We start from the raw sequence: 16,904 nt of genomic DNA on the forward strand, positions 1-16,904 counted from the left end.
CTCGGTTCCATGACTTTGGGGCGACAAGAAGGCAGCAGCGCATCGCCTACTCCATAAGCGGCGACCAGGCGGGGTCGGAGCCGTAGGTCGGCGTCTTCACGAGCTGCTCGTTGTAACCGGTCAGATCGATCGAATAGAGCTGCGGACCGCCCGACCCCGCCGCCTGGCGGAAGAACATCAGCACACGGCCGTTCGGCGCCCAGGTCGGGCCCTCATTGTGGAAGCCGGTCGTCAGGATGCGCTCGCCCGAACCATCCGGCTTCATCACGCCGATCGAGAACTTGCCGCCGGCCTGTTTGGTGAAGGCGATGAGATCGCCGCGCGGCGACCAGACCGGCGTCGAATAGGAGCCGTCGCCGAAGGAAATACGGGTCTGGCCGGAACCATCGGCGTTCATCACGTAGATCTGCGGCTTTCCGCCGCGGTCGCTTTCGAAGCTGACGCGTGCGCCGTCAGGCGAATAGGAGGGCGACGTGTCGATCGCCGCCGTCGAGGTCAACCGGGTCGTCGTGCGCGAGCGCAGGTCCATCGTATAGATGTTGGAATTGGCATCCTGCTGCAGGCTCATGATCACCTTCTGACCATCCGGCGAAAAGCGCGGCGAGAAGGTCATGCCGGGGAAATTGCCGACGACCTCGCGCTGCCCGGTTTCCAGCTGAAGCAGATAGACCCGCGGCTGCTGGTTGGCAAAGGACATGTAGGTGACTTCCTGCCGGCTCGGCGAGAAGCGCGGCGTCAGTACGAGATCGCTGCCATCGGTCAGCATGCGGATGTTGAAGCCGTCCTGGTCCATGATCGCCAGCTGACGCTTGCGCTGCTGCTTGGTGCCGGATTCGGAGACGAAGACGACGCGGGTGTCGAAATAGCCTTCCTCACCGGTGATCTGCTTGTAGATCGCATCGGCGATGATATGGGCGACGCGACGCCAGTTCTCCGGCTGCGTATAAAACTGCTGGCCGGCCATCTGCTGGCCGGCAAAGGTATCCCAGAGGCGGAACTCGGCACGAAGACGACCATCCGCTTCCTGCGTAACCCGGCCAGTAACCAACGCCTGCGCGTTAATAACCTTCCAGTCCTCGAAACGTGGCGCAGCGTCGGGATTCGCAATCTTCTCGATGAAGGCGGTCTTGCTGATCGGAGCAAACAGGCCGGAACGCTGCAAGTCCGCGGCAATCACTTGCGAGACCTGCGCGCCCATGTCGCCCTGCAGGAAGTCAGTCACCGCAATCGGCAGCGGCTGGACATTACCCTTGTTGATGTTGATTTCGACGAGCGCGTTCGCTGGCGATGCAACAAGAGCGGCGGCAGCCATGCCGACGGCGACTACGAGCGCGCGGATAAGGGAACACTTGACCATATCAAACAAGCCTTTCAGCATCTTATTGCGTAAGAGCGCTGGTGTCGAAGTTCAAAATAACTTCCTTCCAGGCATCATATTTATCTTTAGGAAGCATCGTAAAAGGAGCTGCGCGACGAACTGCGCGAACGCCGGCATTGGTAATGCTTTGTCGCGTGCTCTCACTACCACCACTGGCCTCCACGTCAGGAACGCCTACGATCTGGCCATCTCTATCAAGCTTTAGGTGAATCGTCATACGCACGCTGCCGATGCCTTCCAGCCTGGCATCGATATTGAACTGCCTCTGGATTGCATCTCGCATCGCGACAGCGGTAGCCGAGCTGATAGCGGATGCTTCCTTGCCGCCATTTACCCGATCAACCGTCTCCGCATTTGCTTCGAGCGGCAACGCCAAGCCAATCACGATCCCCATCAGCACCGCACGTATCCCGAAAGACTTCGCGAAATTAGACAGGCTCTTCAGCATCTAAATTCCTAGATCGCTTGGATCGAAGTTGACGACGACTTCGCTCCAGGCATCGTATTTGTCTTTTGGAAGCGACGAGAAAGGAGCCGATTTCATGATGGCGCGATAAGCGCCGCCGGCGAGTGCCCGACGCGTGGATTCGTTATCGCCACCGACCGCCTCGACTTCCGGTTCGCCGACGATGTTGCCGTCCTGATCGAGATTCATATGCACCTTGATGCGAACATCGCTCACGCCTTCCATGCCGGGAATGACAGACCAATTGCCGGCGATGGCGCTCTTCAGCGCATCCATCTCGCTCATCGAAAGCTTGGAGCCGCCATTGCTCTTCTTCGCACCGAGCGATGCCTCCTGCGTCGAGCGCTTAGCCCCGCCTGCTGAAGGATCGGTCTTGTTCAGCAACGCCGCAACCTCATCGGCATTGAAATCGCTCTTCATCGCCGAAGCGGATTTCGCCGTCTCCTGCTTCTGATCAGCCTTCTTCTTTTCGGTCGGCTTCTCGGCAGCCTTCGGCTGGTCGGCTGTCTTTTCCGGCGGCTTTTCGGCGGGCTTCTGTGGTTCTGGCGGCTTCACCTGCGGCTTGGCGACGGGCGTCGGCACATTGTCCGGCAGCGCCTCGGCATCGGGCTTCGGCGGCTCCTCCGGCTTGGCCTGCTCTTCCGGCGGCTTTTCCTCAGGCTTCGGCGGCGTCACTTCGACCGGCTTCGGCGGCGGAATGGAGGCGACCTCCTTCGGCTGCTCGACTTCCGTTTCCTCCTTGACGATCTCCTTGACGTCATTCGGCTTCGGATCGATCTTCGGCATCGGCTTGTCGCTCGAATTCGCCGCGGCAGCCTCCGTATTGCTGGGCTTGGCGTTCGGCACCGGAGGCGTTTTCAGGTCGACATTGTTATCGCCGGCGTTCTCCGCCGGTTGCGCGATCGGCGGCCGCGTCGTCGGCACAGGCGCGGAAGTCTCCTTCTTCGGAGCCTTCTTGTCGCCCTGCTGCATCTGGGTAATGGACTCCACCGGCACGAGATCGACCGGCATCGCCTCGAAATCCTCCACCTTGAAGGATTCCGGAGCGCCGAGCGACACCATCGCCCAGGTGAGCACCAGGCCGTGCAAAACAGCGGATGTGATGACACTGGCCTTCATTTTGCGCGCTATTGGTCCTTCTTCTGCTGCGTCACGAGGCCGATATTCTTGAAGCCTGCGCCCTGGATACGGGCCATGACGTCGGCGATGACGCCGTAAGGCGCTGTCGCGTCGCCGCGCACGAAGATACGTTCGTTATAACCGGTGGTGGCGATCGCCTCGAGCTTGGCGGCGATCTCCGCGGCCGGGATCGGCGTTTCCTGCAGGAACACCTCGCCGTCATTCTTGACGGAAATGGTGATCGGCTGCGTCTCGGAATTCAGCGCCTTGGCCTGCGTTTCCGGCAGGTCGATCGGCACGCCGACGGTCATCATCGGTGCCGCGACCATGAAGATGATCAAAAGCACCAGCATGACGTCGACTAGCGGCGTCACATTAATTTCGGACATCACGGCCCTGTTCCGACCGCCACGACGGCGGCGTCCGCCGCCCCCGCCGCCATTGCCTCCAACAGCCATACCCATGTGAGAATACTCCGTTGGTTACTGAGCGGCAGCGCGCGGCTGCAGTTTCTCGTCGATCTGGCGCGAAAGTATGGCGGAGAATTCATCCGCAAAACCTTCCATTCGACCCGAGAGCTTGCCGGCATCGGCAGAGAACTTGTTGTAGGCGATAACCGCGGGGATAGCGGCGACGAGGCCGATCGCGGTGGCAAGCAGCGCTTCGGCGATACCGGGCGCAACCACCGCAAGGTTGGTCGACTTCGAACCGGCGATCGCCTGGAACGAGGTCATGATGCCGACGACCGTGCCGAACAGACCGATGAACGGACCGGCCGAGCCGATGGTCGCGAGCGATCCAAGACGGGCGCCGAGAAATTCGGTTTCACGGGCGAGCGTCACGTCCATCGCACGGTCGATCCGCATCTGCAGGCCGATCGGCGAGCGGGCGCCGCGTTCGAAGGATTTCTTCCACTCGCGCATGGCGGCCACGAAGATTGCCGCCAGCCCGGTATTGCTGCGTTCCGACAGCGAGCGGTAGAGTTCTTCCAGCGACTGGCCCGACCAGAACACCTGCTCGAACTTGTCGAACTGGCGCCGTGCGCGGCCATAGGCCAGATATTTGTCGATGACGATCGCCCACGTCCATACCGAGGCTGCGATGAGCCCGAGCATGACGAGCTTGACGACAATGCCGGCCTGCATGAAAAGCGACCAGAGGCTGACGTCCGTCGTTGCTGCTGCCAATCCTACTTGTTCCATTGGTCCAAAATCCCCGAATCCAAACGCCCGGCGCTAGACCGGGCGGCACAAACTGATCTCGCAAGAAGTGTCCGGCGGCCGCCGCCCAAAGCCCTGGTCAAACTTCCAAGCTCATCTTCCGCCTTCTTGCCGTCAAATTTGGTCAAAGGAAGGCGTGCACCGCACAAACTCCGACTTTCCCAGTAAGACACTATTATGGTTAATAGATCGTTAGTGCCGGACTGTGACAGTAAGCCTGTGTTCGGAAGATTTCGTTCCATGGATTACTTGACCGGAGCAAGGTCCGGTTGCCTAAAGAGCGCTCATCCTGCGGCGCGGGAATTCCTTCACATAAAACTCAAGTTCGGACAAGAGCTGAATTTCAAGCGATTCTGACTACAACGGCGTGCTGCCCTCCAGGAATTTCACCGCCAGCCTTTCCGGCAGCCGCCTCGGCCGCCCCCGGGCGTTGATGACGGCGATGATCACCTTGGCGGCGATCAGCAGCGTCTCGCCCGAGCGGATCTGCTGATTGAGCACCATCTTGGCGCCGCCGGCTTTTTCCGTATGCGTCAGGATCGTCAGCACATCGTCCATGCGCGCCGGGCTCCTGAAGTCGATCTCCATGCGATGGACGACGAAAACCAGCCCCTCCTCGTCGGCGCTGACGAGTTCGCGCTGCTCGACGCCGAGGCAGCGCAGATAATCGGTGCGGCCGCGCTCCAGGAAATGCAGGTAGCGGGCGTGATAGACCAGGCCGGAGAAGTCCGTATCTTCATAATAGACCCGCTGGACGAGGCGGTGTCCAGCCTCCGTCAGCTCTCCCGAAATGGAAAAAGGGCGTTCCGTCATAATTTTCTCCAAACTCAGGTGCCCTGTTTGGCGCAACGCTTCCCGGCAGGCAAGCATTGAATGCCCGGCCGGCAGGCATTGAATGATTGTCACAATTCCTAACTATTGCCGATAATGAACGACCAATCAGGAGACGATGCGATGAAGATTGCGGTTATGGGCGGAGACGGTTTCATTGGTTGGCCAACGTCGCTGCATCTCTCCGATGCCGGGCACGACATCCATATTCTCGACAATCTCTCGCGCCGCTGGATCGACACCGAACTTGGCGTTCAGTCGCTGACCCCGATGGATTCGATCCAGGAGCGCACCCGCATCTGGCATGCCGAAACCGGACGGCGCATCCACTTCAATCTGATCGATCTCGCCAAGGATTACGAACTCCTGAAGAACTGGCTTTCCGAACACCGCCCGGATGCCGTCATCCATTTCGCCGAGCAGCGGGCCGCGCCCTATTCGATGAAGAGCGACCGCCACAAGAACTACACCGTCAACAACAATGTCAGCGCCACGCACAATCTGCTGAACGGGCTGACGGAACTCAATCTCGATGCCCATCTCATCCATCTCGGCACCATGGGGGTCTACGGCTATTCGACGGTCGGGGCGGCGATCCCCGAGGGTTACCTGCCGGTCGGCATCGAAACCGCAGGCGGCGAGACGGTCAGCCAGGAGATCCTCTATCCCTCCAATCCCGGCTCGATCTATCACATGACCAAGTGCCTGGATCAGCTTCTCTTCCAGTTCTACGCCAGGAATGATGGTCTGAGGATCACCGATCTGCACCAGGGCATCGTCTGGGGCACGCATACCGAGCAGACGCGCCGCCACGCGCAGCTGATCAACCGTTTCGACTATGACGGCGATTATGGCACGGTGCTGAACCGCTTCCTCATCCAGGCGGCGATCGGCTATCCGCTGACGGTGCACGGCACCGGCGGCCAGACCCGCGCCTTCATCCATATCCAGGATTCGGTCCGCTGCATCGAGCTGGCGCTGAAAAACCCGCCGGCTCGCGGCGCCCGCGTCGAGATCTTCAACCAGATGACAGAAACCCACCGGGTGCGCGACCTTGCCGAGATGATCGCCAGGATGAGCGGCGCCAAGATTGCCTGGCTGCCCAACCCGCGCAAGGAAGCCGCCGAGAACGAGCTGATCGTCCGGAACGAAAAATTCCGCGATCTCGGCCTCGAACCGATCACGCTGGAAGCGGGCCTGCTCGGCGAGATCGTCGATGTCGCGAAGAAGTTCGCCTATCGCGTCGACCGCGCACGCGTGCCGGCCGTCTCCGCCTGGACCAAGGACATCGCCGCGACGATCAATCACGATCCGGAAGGCAAACGGCTGAAATCCGTCTCGTGAGCGAGGGCGTGTTCATATTGGAAGGCCCCATGGAGACTCCCTTACCAAGTCAGTTTATGTGGGAAGGAGAGGGCATACCGTGTGAGCCCCCCTCTGCCCTGCCGGGCATCTCCCCCACAGATGGGGAGATCACAAGCGGCTCGCGCTTCCCGCCCATTGACCGTTTTGCGATGCTGAACGCCGGTTGTTTGGGGAAGCCGTCGCGCCTAGCTAATCTCCCCACCTGTGGGGGAGATGCCCGGCAGGGCAGAGGGGGGTGGCCACGGCACAACCTCTCCTCCGTCCTGTCCTTGGGCTTGACCAAGGACAGGAACAAGGAAGTGCGGCAATGGCGCACGTAACCACGCGACCATCTCATCGCTTCGCCTACATCACCCTTGTTACCAACGCCGACTATGCCATGGGAGCGACCGCTCTCGCCCATTCCCTGCGCCGAACCGGAACCGACGCCGACGCCGACATCGTCATTCTCCACACCGGCGGCGTCGACAAAGCCGCCCTCTCACCACTCGAAGCGCTCGACTGCCGCCTGATCGAGGTCGAACACCTGCCGCTCTCTGCGGCCTTCAACGAGCGCCACGCCCGCGGTCAGCTCCATTCCGCAGCTCCTTTCACCAAGGGCCGCAAGCCGGATTTCCATTCGCCGCTCGACAATTTCTGCAAGCTCAGGCTCTGGCAGCTCGTCGAATACCAGCGCTGCGTCTTCATCGACGCCGACGCCCTCGTGCTGAAGAACGTCGACAGGCTCTTCCTCTACCCGGAATTTTCCGCCGCCCCCAATGTCTACGAAAGCCTCGCCGACTTCCACCGCATGAATTCCGGCGTCTTCGTCGCGACGCCCTCGCATGACACGTTCCGGCACATGCTCGAAAGGCTCGACAGGCCGGACGCCTTCTGGCGGCGCACCGATCAGACCTTTCTCGAGACATTCTTCCCGGATTGGCACGGCCTGCCGGTTTATTTCAACATGCTGCAATATGTATGGTTCACCATGCCGGACCTTTGGGACTGGAAGAGCATTTCGATCCTGCATTACCAGTATGAAAAACCGTGGGAAAAGGATCATCCCAAGGCAGCGCGACTACAACCTTTGATCGATCTGTGGCACCGTTTCCATGATGGCGGCGACGTGCCTGAGATCACGGCGCTGGACAATCCGGAAGGGGCAGCATGAAGGTACTTGTATCGGGTGGAACGGGTCTCGTCGGCCGGTATGTCGTCGAGGAACTGCTGGCCGCCGGATATCAGGTGATCGTCGGCGGGCGCCGCGCGCCGCTGCCCCGCCTCTTCTCCCGCCCGGTCGAGTTCGCAGCGCTTTCGCTCGATCCCGACAAGGATCAGATCGATGTCTTCGATGACGCCTATTTCTTCGTCCACGCCGCTTTCAGTCATGTTCCGGGCAAATATCGCGGCGGCGAAGGCGACGATCCGAAGACCTTCCACAGGTTGAACCTCGACGGCACCGTCCGGCTTTTCGAAGCCGCCAAACGCGCCGGCACGCGCCGCTGCGTCTTCCTGTCCAGCCGCGCCGCCTACGGCGAACATCCCGAGGCAACCGAACTGAGGGAGACAATGCTGGCCAAGCCCGAAACACTCTACGGCCAGGTCAAGCTCGATGCCGAACGCGCGCTTGCCCATCTCTCCACGCCGGGTTTTGCCGGCGTAAGCCTGAGGGCGACCGGCGTCTATGGCGATCTCTCGCCGAACAAATGGGACGGCCTCATCGCCGATTACCTCGCGGGCCAGCCGGTTGCTGCCCGTCTGGGAACGGAAGTTCATGGCCGCGACCTTGGTCGGGCGGTGAGACTGATGCTGGAGACGGAAAGCACTCGCATCTCCGGCGAGGTCTTCAACGTCTCGGACATGCCAGTCGATACGCGCGATATCCTTTCATCCATCCGCCGCGAGACGGGCTGTCGGCACGCGCTGCCGGCCCCTGTCGATAGCGTCGCGCTCAATCCCATGAACACTGCGAAAATCCGAGCACTCGGCTGGGCACCCGGCGGAGCCCCTCTGCTCGACGAGACGATGCAGCGGCTGGCCGCTGCGCTTCCCGAATCCCAGAGACACAGGTCCACGCAAGTCTGACGTTGCAGAATGCGCCCGAATCGCAATCGGGGCCCGAATTAAAAATCGGGGAATTGTTCATGCAGGTTGCAACCACGTCTGCCTCCATCATCTTGCGCGGCGCGTCTTCGACGGCAGCCATTGCGGCCGCCGGAAGCGAGACCGATCAAGGCGTGCTGAAGCTGCAGCGCGCCACCCAGGCGCTGCAGCAGATGCGCCAGACTTTGGCGAACTCGGGAGACGAGGCCAAGGCGAAGGCACAACGCAAGCTCGAAGAGGCAAAACAGCAGTTGGAGATGTTGCGCAGCTCCAACATGGCACCTGAGGTGGTCGCCCGGCTGGCCGCCGAACTGGCGCGCAAGGTCGGCACCGCCGCCTCCGAATTCGCATCATCAGTCGCGACCGGCAGTCCCGCAACGGCTGTTCCGATGGACGCAACTACGGATGCAACAGCAGTCGCAACCAGCGGGGCCGCTGCTGCTCTGACGGATACTTCAGGAGAAACTGCGGCCGGCGAGACCGGCTCGCAGGAACCGGACGCTACCGCCAACGCCCGCAACGCCTATGCGAGCGTCGCCGAGGATGCCCCGAAATTTTCAGGCATTTCGGCCGATGATCGCGAAACGATGGAAGAGTTCAAGGCGGTTGTGCGCGAACTCAAGCAAGTGCTCGAAAAGGCGATGCGCGAGTTGCGGCAGCAGGACCGGCAGGCTGGGGCCAATATAGCAGGCTTCTCCATCGCCACGGCGACAATACCGACAAGCATCGTCGTCTGACGATCGCTGCTGCCGGTGACCGAGGCGTGAAACGAGCGTGATACCGTCGCATCCTGCATTTGCATCGGACATCCAGCCGTCTATGCTCGGATAAATCTCTCAGAACCGGCAGATCCAATGACCGCGAAAGAATTGAAAGCGCAGCTGCGCAACGAACGGCTGTCGGCCCGCGACGCTATCCCCGCCGAGAAACGCGCCTCCAAAAGCCTCGCAATGGCCGACCATGCCGGCGAGGCCGTCGGTTTTGCGCTGGATACGATCGTCTCCGGCTTCCTGCCGATCCGTTCGGAAGCCGATCTCAGGCCGCTGATGGCGCGCTTTGCCGTGCGCGGGGCGCGGCTCTGCGTGCCGGCGATCCTCGATCGGCAGACGATCGTCTTTCGCGAGCTGGCGGAAGGTGCGCCCCTCATCGATACCGGTTTCGGCACGGTCGGCCCCGGCACGGATGCCGCCATTCTCGATCCCGAGATCATGCTGGTGCCGCTTTCGGCCTTCGATGCCCGCGGCCACCGCATCGGCTACGGTGCCGGCCACTACGACCGCGCCATCAGCCGGCTCAGACAAAAAGGCCTGCATCCGAAGCTGATCGGCATTGCATTCGACTGCCAGGAAGTGGCACATGTGCCCGACGAGCCGCACGACATAAGCCTGGATGCCATCCTGACAGAAAGCGGCCTTCGCTTTTTTGCCTCTTGGATTGGATAGGGAATGCGGCTGCTTTTTCTGGGTGACATGGTCGGCAAGACGGGACGCACGGCGGTGTGGGACCGTCTTCCCGGCCTGGTTTCCGACCTCAAGCTCGATTTCGTCATCGTCAACGGCGAGAACGCCGCTGGCGGCTTCGGCATCACCGAGGACATCTTTCTGGAAACGATCAATGCCGGCGCCGATGTGGTGACGACGGGCAATCACGTCTGGGACCAGAAGGAAGCCGTCGCTTTTGCCGGCCGCCACGATCAGTTCCTGCGGCCGGCCAACTATCCGCAAGGCACGCCTGGCCGCGGCTCCGGCCTTTTCTATGCCAGGAACGGCGCGCGTGTGCTTGTTGCCAACGTCATGGGACGGGTCTTCATGCACCCCGAACTCGACGACCCCTTCAAATCGGCGGAGGTCATCCTCGACGCCTGCCCGCTGAAGGAACAGGCCGACGCGATCATCTTCGATTTCCATGCCGAGGCGACCAGCGAGAAGCAGTGCTTCGGCCATTTCGTCGACGGCCGCGCCAGCTTCGTCGTCGGCACCCACACGCATGTACCGACCGCCGACGCACAGATCCTGAACGGCGGCACCGCCTATATGTCGGATGCCGGCATGTGCGGCGACTACGACTCCTCCCTCGGCATGGACAAGGAGGAGCCGCTCAACCGCTTCATCTCCAAGATGCCAAAGGGCCGCATGGAAGCCGCGAACGGCCCCGCGACGATCTGCGGCGTCGGCGTGGAAATCTCGGATACGACAGGACTTGCCGAAAAGATCGCGCCACTCCGGCTCGGGCCGCGGCTGGCCGAGACGGTGCCGGAGTTCTGGCGGTAACAGGCGACAGGCGCCGTTCAACACGCAATTGTGAGAACCCGCCGTCTGGACCCCTGCGGCCTCATGCCGCATCCTCCCCGCCATTCGCGCATAACCCCGAAAATCGGAATCGATTTTCGGAACGGATTACGCGCCGATCGAAGGGTGATAGAGCGCCGGAGGGGTGGCATGAAGCCGCGATATCTTGTCCTCGCTATCGCATGCCTTACGGCCTTCGCCGTGCCGAATCTTGCCGGGGCACAAGAGCAGCGGCCGCCGGTCAGCCAGTGCCAGGCGATCGCGCAAACCATCCCCAAGGTGACCTTCGCAAGCTTTTCCGGCGCCCCGCCGCTGGTGCCTGCCGTCTCCGAGGGCGAGGACGTCAAACTGACCTTCCTCGGCCATTCGACCTTCGAGATCGATACGCCCGGCGGTATCGTTATCGCAACCGACTATAATGGCTGGTACAGGCCGGCAACGCCGCCCGATGTCGTGACCATGAACAAGGCGCACACGACCCACTATACCCTGACCCCCGATCCCGGCATCAAACATGTGCTGCATGGGTGGAGCGACATTCCGGGCGAGAAGGCCAACGTCAATCTCGTCGTCGGCGATGCTTATATCCGCAACGTCCCCACGGATATCCGCTTCAGCTACGGCCTCGGCGGCGCGCATGAGAACGGCAATTCCATCTTCATCTTCGAGATCGCCGGCCTCTGCATCGGCCATCTCGGCCACCTGCATTACGAGCTGACGGATGCCCATTATACCGAGATCGGCCGGCTCGACATCGTCATGGTCCCCGTCGATGGCGGCCTGACCATGGGCGCCGACAGCATGAGCCGCGTCATCAAGCGGCTGCGCTCGTCGTTGATCCTGCCGATGCACCGGCGCGGCCCGCCGGTCGAAGCCTTCGTCTCGATGTTCGGCAAGGATTTCGACGTCGCCAATGCGTCCGATGACAGTATCACCGTCTCGATGCGTACCCTGCCGAAAAAGCCGCTGATCTATGTCTTGAAGGGTGTGCAGTAAAAAAGGCCCGGCGGTTTCCCTTCTACAGCGCCGCGGCTCTTTTCAGACGCGCAAAGGCCGCTGTAGCACTTTGAATTGCTGCATAATTTTATCCTTAAATCGATTCCGATTTAAGGAATTCTGCAGGAGCACTGCGCGTCAAGCGAACTGCAGATGGCGCTTGATGCCGACATCCGGCATTTTGTCGTCGTCGAGATTGGCCTTGGCGATCTCCCAGCCGAATTTCAGCTTGTTGCCTGTGGAAACCCAGATCTCGGCATCGTCGACATGGAGGGACAGCATGGTGAGCTTGGGGTCCTTCTTGCCGCCGTCATACCAGGCCGCGACGATCGAGCTCCAATATTCCTCGATCTTGGAAGGGTCAGGATGCACCTCGATCACGCCGGCAAGGCAGGCGTGATAGTCGTGATCCTTGCCGATAACGCAGAAATGCGCGCGGCTGCCGGGCTTGATGGCGCGCACGATGTCGGCATCGGTCTTGGTGTAGAACCAGATGGTGTTGGTGGTGGGATCGGCATGCGGCGCCATCGGCTGCATGTGCATATCCAGTCCGGAAATTCCGAGCATGCCGGCATGGACATCGTTGACCTGATCCCAGAGCTGACGTGCTGGATGTTCCTGCGCCTCGCTGAGACTTGCCATGACCGTTCCTTTCCGTTGGATGGAGTTCGGTTGAAACGTCATCCCCTCGCCTTTGTTCCGAACTGCTTTTTCCTTGAACGGGTGCCGTTTCGCTCTTATAAGGCGGCCCATTCCGAACAATGAGACGTGAACAGGGGTGCCATGGCTGGCCATTCACAGTTTAAAAACATCATGCACCGCAAAGGCCGTCAGGATGCCGTGCGGTCGAAAATGTTCTCCAAGCTTGCGCGCGAAATCACCGTTGCCGCCAAGGCCGGCCTGCCCGACCCGACGATGAACGCCCGACTTCGCCTGGCGATCCAGAACGCCAAGGCTCAGTCCATGCCGAAGGACAATATCGACCGCGCCATCAAGAAGGCAGCCGGTGCCGACGGCGAAAATTATGACGAAGTCCGCTATGAGGGCTATGGCCCCGGCGGCACGGCGATCATCGTCGAGGCGCTGACCGACAACCGAAACCGCACCGCCTCCAACGTTCGCTCGAGCTTCACCAAGGCCGGCGGCGCTCTCGGCGAAACCGGTTCCGTTTCCTTCTCCTTCGACCATGTCGGCGAAATCACCTACAAGCTTTCCGTTGGCGATGGCGACAAGGTGATGGAAGCCGCGATTGAAGCCGGCGCCGACGACGTCGAGTCCGACGAAGACGGCCACTACATCACCTGCGCCTTCGAAGCCCTCGGCGAAGTGGCAAAAGCGCTGGAATCGAGCCTCGGCGAAGCCGAAACCGTCAAGGCCGTCTGGCGCGCCCAGAACAACGTGCCGGTGGACGAGGAAAAAGCCCAGTCGCTGCTGAAACTCATCGACAGCCTGGAAGACGATGACGACGTGCAGAACGTCTATTCCAATTTCGAAGTCTCGGAAGAAGTGCTGGCGAAGCTCTCGGCCTGATCTCCTCAGGCAGGTGTCAAATAAAAACCCGGCTGCAACGCCGGGTTTTTCTTGCAGGAAAGGTGGCCGTCGGAGTGCGCCTCGCGCGGCCCCTACGCGGCGGCTCGCATGAAATTTCCCAGCCCCGCGAATAGTTCCACCGATGTCAGCCGCGCCTCGATGTCGTGGATCGGCATCGAGATGATCACCTCGTCGGCCTGCGTTTCCTGTAGAAACTCCGTCAGTTTCGCCTCGGCCGTCTTCGGCGAGCCGACCACGGCATAACGCAGCGTGTGTTCGACATTCATCTTTTCCATCGGCGACCAGAAGTCCGCCATATCGGCCACCGGACGCGGGAACGGGCCGCGGACATTGCGGCGCAGATTGACGAACTGCTGCTCTGCGGAAGTGAAATGATAGCGAGCCTCCTCATCCGTCGCCGCCACCGCGCCCATCACGCCGACCATCACATGCGGCTTGTCGAGCGTCGCCGAGGGCTGGAAGCGGTCGCGGTAGATCGCGATCGCATCGAGCAGCATGTCGGGCGCGAAATGCGAAGCGAAGGCATAGGGAAGCCCCAGCATGCCGGCGAGTTGAGCGCTGTAGAGACTGGAGCCGAGCAGCCAGATCGGGATATGCGAGCCATTACCGGGAACCGCTAGGATCGCCTGGTTCTCGACCGGCGTATCGAGAAGTTGCTGCAGTTCCACCACGTCGTTCGGGAAGCTGTTTGCGCCGGCCTCGAGATTGCGCCGCAGCGCCTGTGCCGTGCGCATGTCCGTTCCCGGCGCCCGCCCGAGGCCGAGATCGATGCGGCCGGGGAAGAGCGCCTCCAGAGTGCCGAACTGCTCGGCGATGACGAGCGGCGAATGATTGGGCAGCATGATGCCGCCGGAGCCGATGCGGATGCGCTTTGTCGCAGCCCCGACATGGCCGATGACGATGGCGGTGGCAGCACTGGCAATCCCCGGCATGCCGTGATGTTCGGCAAGCCAGAAGCGCTTGTAACCGAATTCCTCGGCCTTCACAGCCATCCGCGCCGAGGCCTCGAGGGACTGGCGCACGGTGCTGCCTTCGGCAACGGGGGAAAGGTCGAGTATGGAGAAGGGAACCATGGGAAACCTGCCGGGCAGTTGAACGATGCCGTCTATGTAGGTTCGCACCCGCGCCATTCCAAACCATGCGCGCAAACAAAAAAGGCCGCGCCAGCGCGGCCCTTATGCAATGTGGAAAGGTGTAGCTTACCGCTGACGGCGTAGCACATGCACCTCGGCGCTCGGCTGGTGATGGCCATGCGGCAGCGTGAAATTGCCGAGCTGGCGGTCCATTTCCAGGGCTTCCGTCGCCAGCCGGTGGATAGCCGCCGTCGTCTCCTCGACCATCGAGGCGTTCTGCTGCGTCATCGCGTCGAGTTCGGCAACGGCGCTATTGATCTCGCGCAGCGTATTGGCCTCCTCGCGGGTCGCACTCATGATCTCGTTGATCTGCCCGTTGATCGCCTCGACATGGGCGCCGATGCCCGTCAGGGCAACGCCCGCTTTTTCCACAAGCGTAACGCCGCTTTCCACCTCATGCGTCGATTTCTGCAACAGGCTGGAAATCTCCTTGGCCGCACTCGATGAGCGCTGGGCAAGCTCGCGCACTTCCATGGCGACGACGGCAAAGCCCTTGCCGGATTCACCCGCACGCGCTGCCTCAACACCGGCATTGAGCGCCAGGAGGTTGGTTTGGAAGGCGATGTCGTCGATGACGGAGATGATCGTGTTGATCTGGCGCGAGGAGACCTGGATTGCCTCCATCGCCGCGATCGTCTCGCGCATGATCTGGCCTGAGCCGGTCGTCTCCTTCTTGGCGTCGCGGGCGATGCGCTCGGCCTGCTCGGCTCGCTCGATCTGCCGGCGGACCGACTGTGTGATGGCGCTGATCGCATTCGCCGTCTCGGTGATCGAGCCGGCCTGGCGCTCGGTGCGCCCGGCAAGTTCGTCGGCGCCGGTGCGCATCTCTTCGGAGCCGGCGCGCACCGCCATCGAGTTGCCGCCGATGGCCGTCATGGTTTCGCTGAGCGTCGCCAGCGCCTCGTTGAAATTGACGCGCAGGCTTTCGAGTTCGTTCGGGAAACGGGTATCGATCTGATAGGCGAGATCGCCGCTCGCCAGATGATGCAGGCCCTCGTCAATCGCCTCGACCACCTGCTGCAGCGTTTTCGCCTCGGCCTCACGCTCGGCCAGATTCTGCTGGCGGTCCTGCTCGGCCCGCAGGCGCGTCTCCTCGCTGGCGGCTTCGAGCTCGCGGCTCTCGATCAGCGAGTGGCGGAAGCGGTCGAGCGCATTGGCCATCGTGCCGATCTCGTCCTTGCGGTTCAGGCTGCCGATCTCGCTGTCGAGCTTGCCATCGGCGACATCGCGGGTGACGCCGGCAAGCCGCGCAAGCGGCGAAAACAGCAAATTGGTGACGAGCCCGGTCGCGACCGCCATGACGACGAGCACGCCGATGCCGATCATCGTCAGCAAGGTGGCGATCTCGATCGAGCCGGCATTGAGCTCGCTCAAGAGCACACTCTCGACAACGAGGAAGCGGTCGCCGCGATAGTCGATGCCGCGGACATAGGCACGAGCCGTACCGTCCGCCCGGTCGAAATCGGCAACCGTCATCGCCGAACTGGCAAGCGCGCTCTGGATAAAGGTGAAGGGCGTCGCATCGAGCGTCGCAAGCTTGCCGCTTCCGTCGAGGCCGACGGCGGAGCCATCGCCTGAGACGATCGCCGCCCGCGCCGTGCTGCCCTGAACGATTCCCTTGGAGAGGATGCCCGTGACGATGTCGTCGCGCACCTTGAAGAGGATGATGCCCTTGGCCGCTCCAAGCTTGATAATCGGCACGGCATAGAAGATCGCCGATTTACCGCTGCCGGCATCGACGCGAAGGCCGGAGAAGCCTGTCGGCGCGGCGTCATCGGTCGCCTTGGCGGTATTCTCGATCGCCTTGGCGAAAGCGATGCCGGCGCCGGTTGTCTTCCAGGCGTCCGCCTTCAGATTTTCGGCGAAATCATCTTCCTTCTTATAGGAATAAAGCGCGGTACCCTCGAGATCGACGATCAGCAGGTCGCTGAAGGCGGTATCCTCGAGGACGCGGGCGACTTCGCCCTGCGTCTTCTCATGGTTCGAATAATAAAAGCCGCTCGGCCCTTCCGGCTTCATAAGCTTCTCGCGCTGGTCGGCCGGGTTGGGATTGTTCGATATGAAAACCTTCTTCAGCTCGGCACGAGCGTCGCCCGAGGTTTTCTCGATGGTTTTCCAGCCGCTCTTCAGGCTGGTGATCGACATTTGCAGCGCCTCGATGCGCGCAATCGAGTTGGCCTGGTTTTCAAGCTGCGTCAGCTGGTCCTGCAGCATGTCGCCGCGGAAGATCAGCACGCTTTCCTTGGCCTTCAGCGCCTGCTCGTCGGAGATGCGGCTGCTGGCGAAATAGGCCAGCACGTCGATGACCGCGATCGACAGCACGGTCAGCAGAATGAATGTGACGATGACCTTGAAGGACAGGGATTGAAATCTCTGTGCCATGTACGACGAACCCCTTCTGAACGCGCTTGCCAGCCGGGCATGCAGCGCATGCCTCATCGACCGACCTGTAAACAGAACATCGGAGGCTTA

17 protein-coding genes are annotated in these 16,904 nt (G+C 61.4%); 8 read left to right on the top strand and 9 right to left on the bottom strand.

What is annotated here, in order from left to right; translation table 11 throughout:
* Positions 1-46: 46 nt before the first annotated feature.
* The 6 genes from tolB to ybgC all read right to left on the bottom strand — a co-directional run bounded on the left by tolB (position 47) and on the right by ybgC (position 4,996).
* Positions 47-1,357 carry a Tol-Pal system beta propeller repeat protein TolB gene (tolB, locus tag HX899_RS04655; RefSeq protein WP_181291731.1) on the bottom strand — a complete coding sequence of 437 codons (1,311 nt, stop codon included), beginning with the start codon at positions 1,355-1,357 and terminating at the stop codon, positions 47-49.
* A gap of 22 nt (positions 1,358-1,379) precedes the next feature.
* Entirely contained in the window at positions 1,380-1,826 is a 447-nt protein-coding gene (locus HX899_RS04660) for a cell envelope integrity protein TolA (protein ID WP_181291732.1), read from the bottom strand.
* The gene (locus tag HX899_RS04665) at positions 1,827-2,963 is read right to left on the bottom strand and encodes a cell envelope integrity protein TolA (protein ID WP_181291733.1); all 1,137 of its coding nucleotides are present in this window, start codon (positions 2,961-2,963) and stop codon (positions 1,827-1,829) included. It lies immediately after the preceding gene.
* Positions 2,964-2,971: 8 nt separating this feature from the next.
* Positions 2,972-3,427: a protein TolR gene (gene tolR / locus HX899_RS04670; protein ID WP_181291734.1), complete on the bottom strand. Its 456-nt coding sequence runs from the start codon at positions 3,425-3,427 to the stop codon at positions 2,972-2,974.
* Between the two features lie 18 nt (positions 3,428-3,445).
* Positions 3,446-4,165, bottom strand: coding sequence for a protein TolQ (tolQ, locus tag HX899_RS04675; protein ID WP_003552507.1), 720 nt, complete (start codon positions 4,163-4,165; stop codon positions 3,446-3,448).
* A gap of 375 nt (positions 4,166-4,540) precedes the next feature.
* Positions 4,541-4,996 carry a tol-pal system-associated acyl-CoA thioesterase gene (gene ybgC / locus HX899_RS04680; protein WP_181291735.1) on the bottom strand — a complete coding sequence of 152 codons (456 nt, stop codon included), beginning with the start codon at positions 4,994-4,996 and terminating at the stop codon, positions 4,541-4,543.
* Between the two features lie 141 nt (positions 4,997-5,137).
* On the opposite strand from ybgC, the gene HX899_RS04685 reads away from it, so the two are divergent.
* The 7 genes from HX899_RS04685 to HX899_RS04715 all read left to right on the top strand — a co-directional run bounded on the left by HX899_RS04685 (position 5,138) and on the right by HX899_RS04715 (position 11,748).
* Positions 5,138-6,358: an NAD-dependent epimerase/dehydratase family protein gene (locus tag HX899_RS04685; protein ID WP_181291736.1), complete on the top strand. Its 1,221-nt coding sequence runs from the start codon at positions 5,138-5,140 to the stop codon at positions 6,356-6,358.
* Between the two features lie 328 nt (positions 6,359-6,686).
* Positions 6,687-7,532, top strand: a complete 846-nt coding sequence (locus tag HX899_RS04690; RefSeq protein ID WP_181291737.1) for a glycosyltransferase — start codon at positions 6,687-6,689, stop codon at positions 7,530-7,532.
* Positions 7,529-8,446 (top strand): NAD(P)-dependent oxidoreductase, encoded by a 918-nt coding sequence (locus tag HX899_RS04695; protein ID WP_181291738.1) that lies wholly within the window; start codon positions 7,529-7,531, stop codon positions 8,444-8,446. The genes HX899_RS04690 and HX899_RS04695 overlap by 4 nt, the downstream gene beginning before the upstream one ends.
* A 59-nt stretch (positions 8,447-8,505) precedes the next feature.
* The gene (locus HX899_RS04700; RefSeq protein WP_181291739.1) at positions 8,506-9,201 is read left to right on the top strand and encodes a hypothetical protein; all 696 of its coding nucleotides are present in this window, start codon (positions 8,506-8,508) and stop codon (positions 9,199-9,201) included.
* Between the two features lie 117 nt (positions 9,202-9,318).
* Positions 9,319-9,906 (top strand): 5-formyltetrahydrofolate cyclo-ligase, encoded by a 588-nt coding sequence (locus HX899_RS04705; RefSeq protein WP_072637242.1) that lies wholly within the window; start codon positions 9,319-9,321, stop codon positions 9,904-9,906.
* A gap of 3 nt (positions 9,907-9,909) precedes the next feature.
* A complete protein-coding gene (locus HX899_RS04710; RefSeq protein WP_011653409.1) occupies positions 9,910-10,734 on the top strand; it encodes a TIGR00282 family metallophosphoesterase in 825 nt (274 codons plus the stop codon).
* A 168-nt stretch (positions 10,735-10,902) separates the two neighbouring features.
* Positions 10,903-11,748, top strand: coding sequence for an MBL fold metallo-hydrolase (locus tag HX899_RS04715; protein WP_181291740.1), 846 nt, complete (start codon positions 10,903-10,905; stop codon positions 11,746-11,748).
* Between the two features lie 138 nt (positions 11,749-11,886).
* On the opposite strand, the gene HX899_RS04720 is transcribed toward HX899_RS04715, so the two are convergent.
* Entirely contained in the window at positions 11,887-12,390 is a 504-nt protein-coding gene (locus tag HX899_RS04720) for a pyridoxamine 5'-phosphate oxidase family protein (RefSeq protein WP_012758860.1), read from the bottom strand.
* 141 nt (positions 12,391-12,531) lie between these two features.
* Between HX899_RS04720 and HX899_RS04725 the strand changes: the two genes are divergently transcribed.
* Positions 12,532-13,278, top strand: coding sequence for a YebC/PmpR family DNA-binding transcriptional regulator (locus HX899_RS04725; RefSeq protein WP_011653412.1), 747 nt, complete (start codon positions 12,532-12,534; stop codon positions 13,276-13,278).
* A 92-nt stretch (positions 13,279-13,370) separates the two neighbouring features.
* On the opposite strand, the gene HX899_RS04730 is transcribed toward HX899_RS04725, so the two are convergent.
* Together HX899_RS04730 and HX899_RS04735 are read right to left on the bottom strand one after the other, a co-directional pair.
* On the bottom strand, positions 13,371-14,372 hold the full coding sequence (locus HX899_RS04730) for an LLM class flavin-dependent oxidoreductase (protein ID WP_138333548.1): 1,002 nt from the start codon (positions 14,370-14,372) through the stop codon (positions 13,371-13,373).
* A 126-nt stretch (positions 14,373-14,498) separates the two neighbouring features.
* Complete coding sequence (locus HX899_RS04735; protein WP_181291741.1) at positions 14,499-16,814, bottom strand: methyl-accepting chemotaxis protein; 2,316 nt, start codon at positions 16,812-16,814, stop codon at positions 14,499-14,501.
* Between the last annotated feature and the right edge of the window lie 90 nt (positions 16,815-16,904).

Source organism: Rhizobium sp. WYCCWR 11146, from assembly GCF_013591995.1.
Taxonomy (GTDB): domain Bacteria; phylum Pseudomonadota; class Alphaproteobacteria; order Rhizobiales; family Rhizobiaceae; genus Rhizobium; species Rhizobium indicum.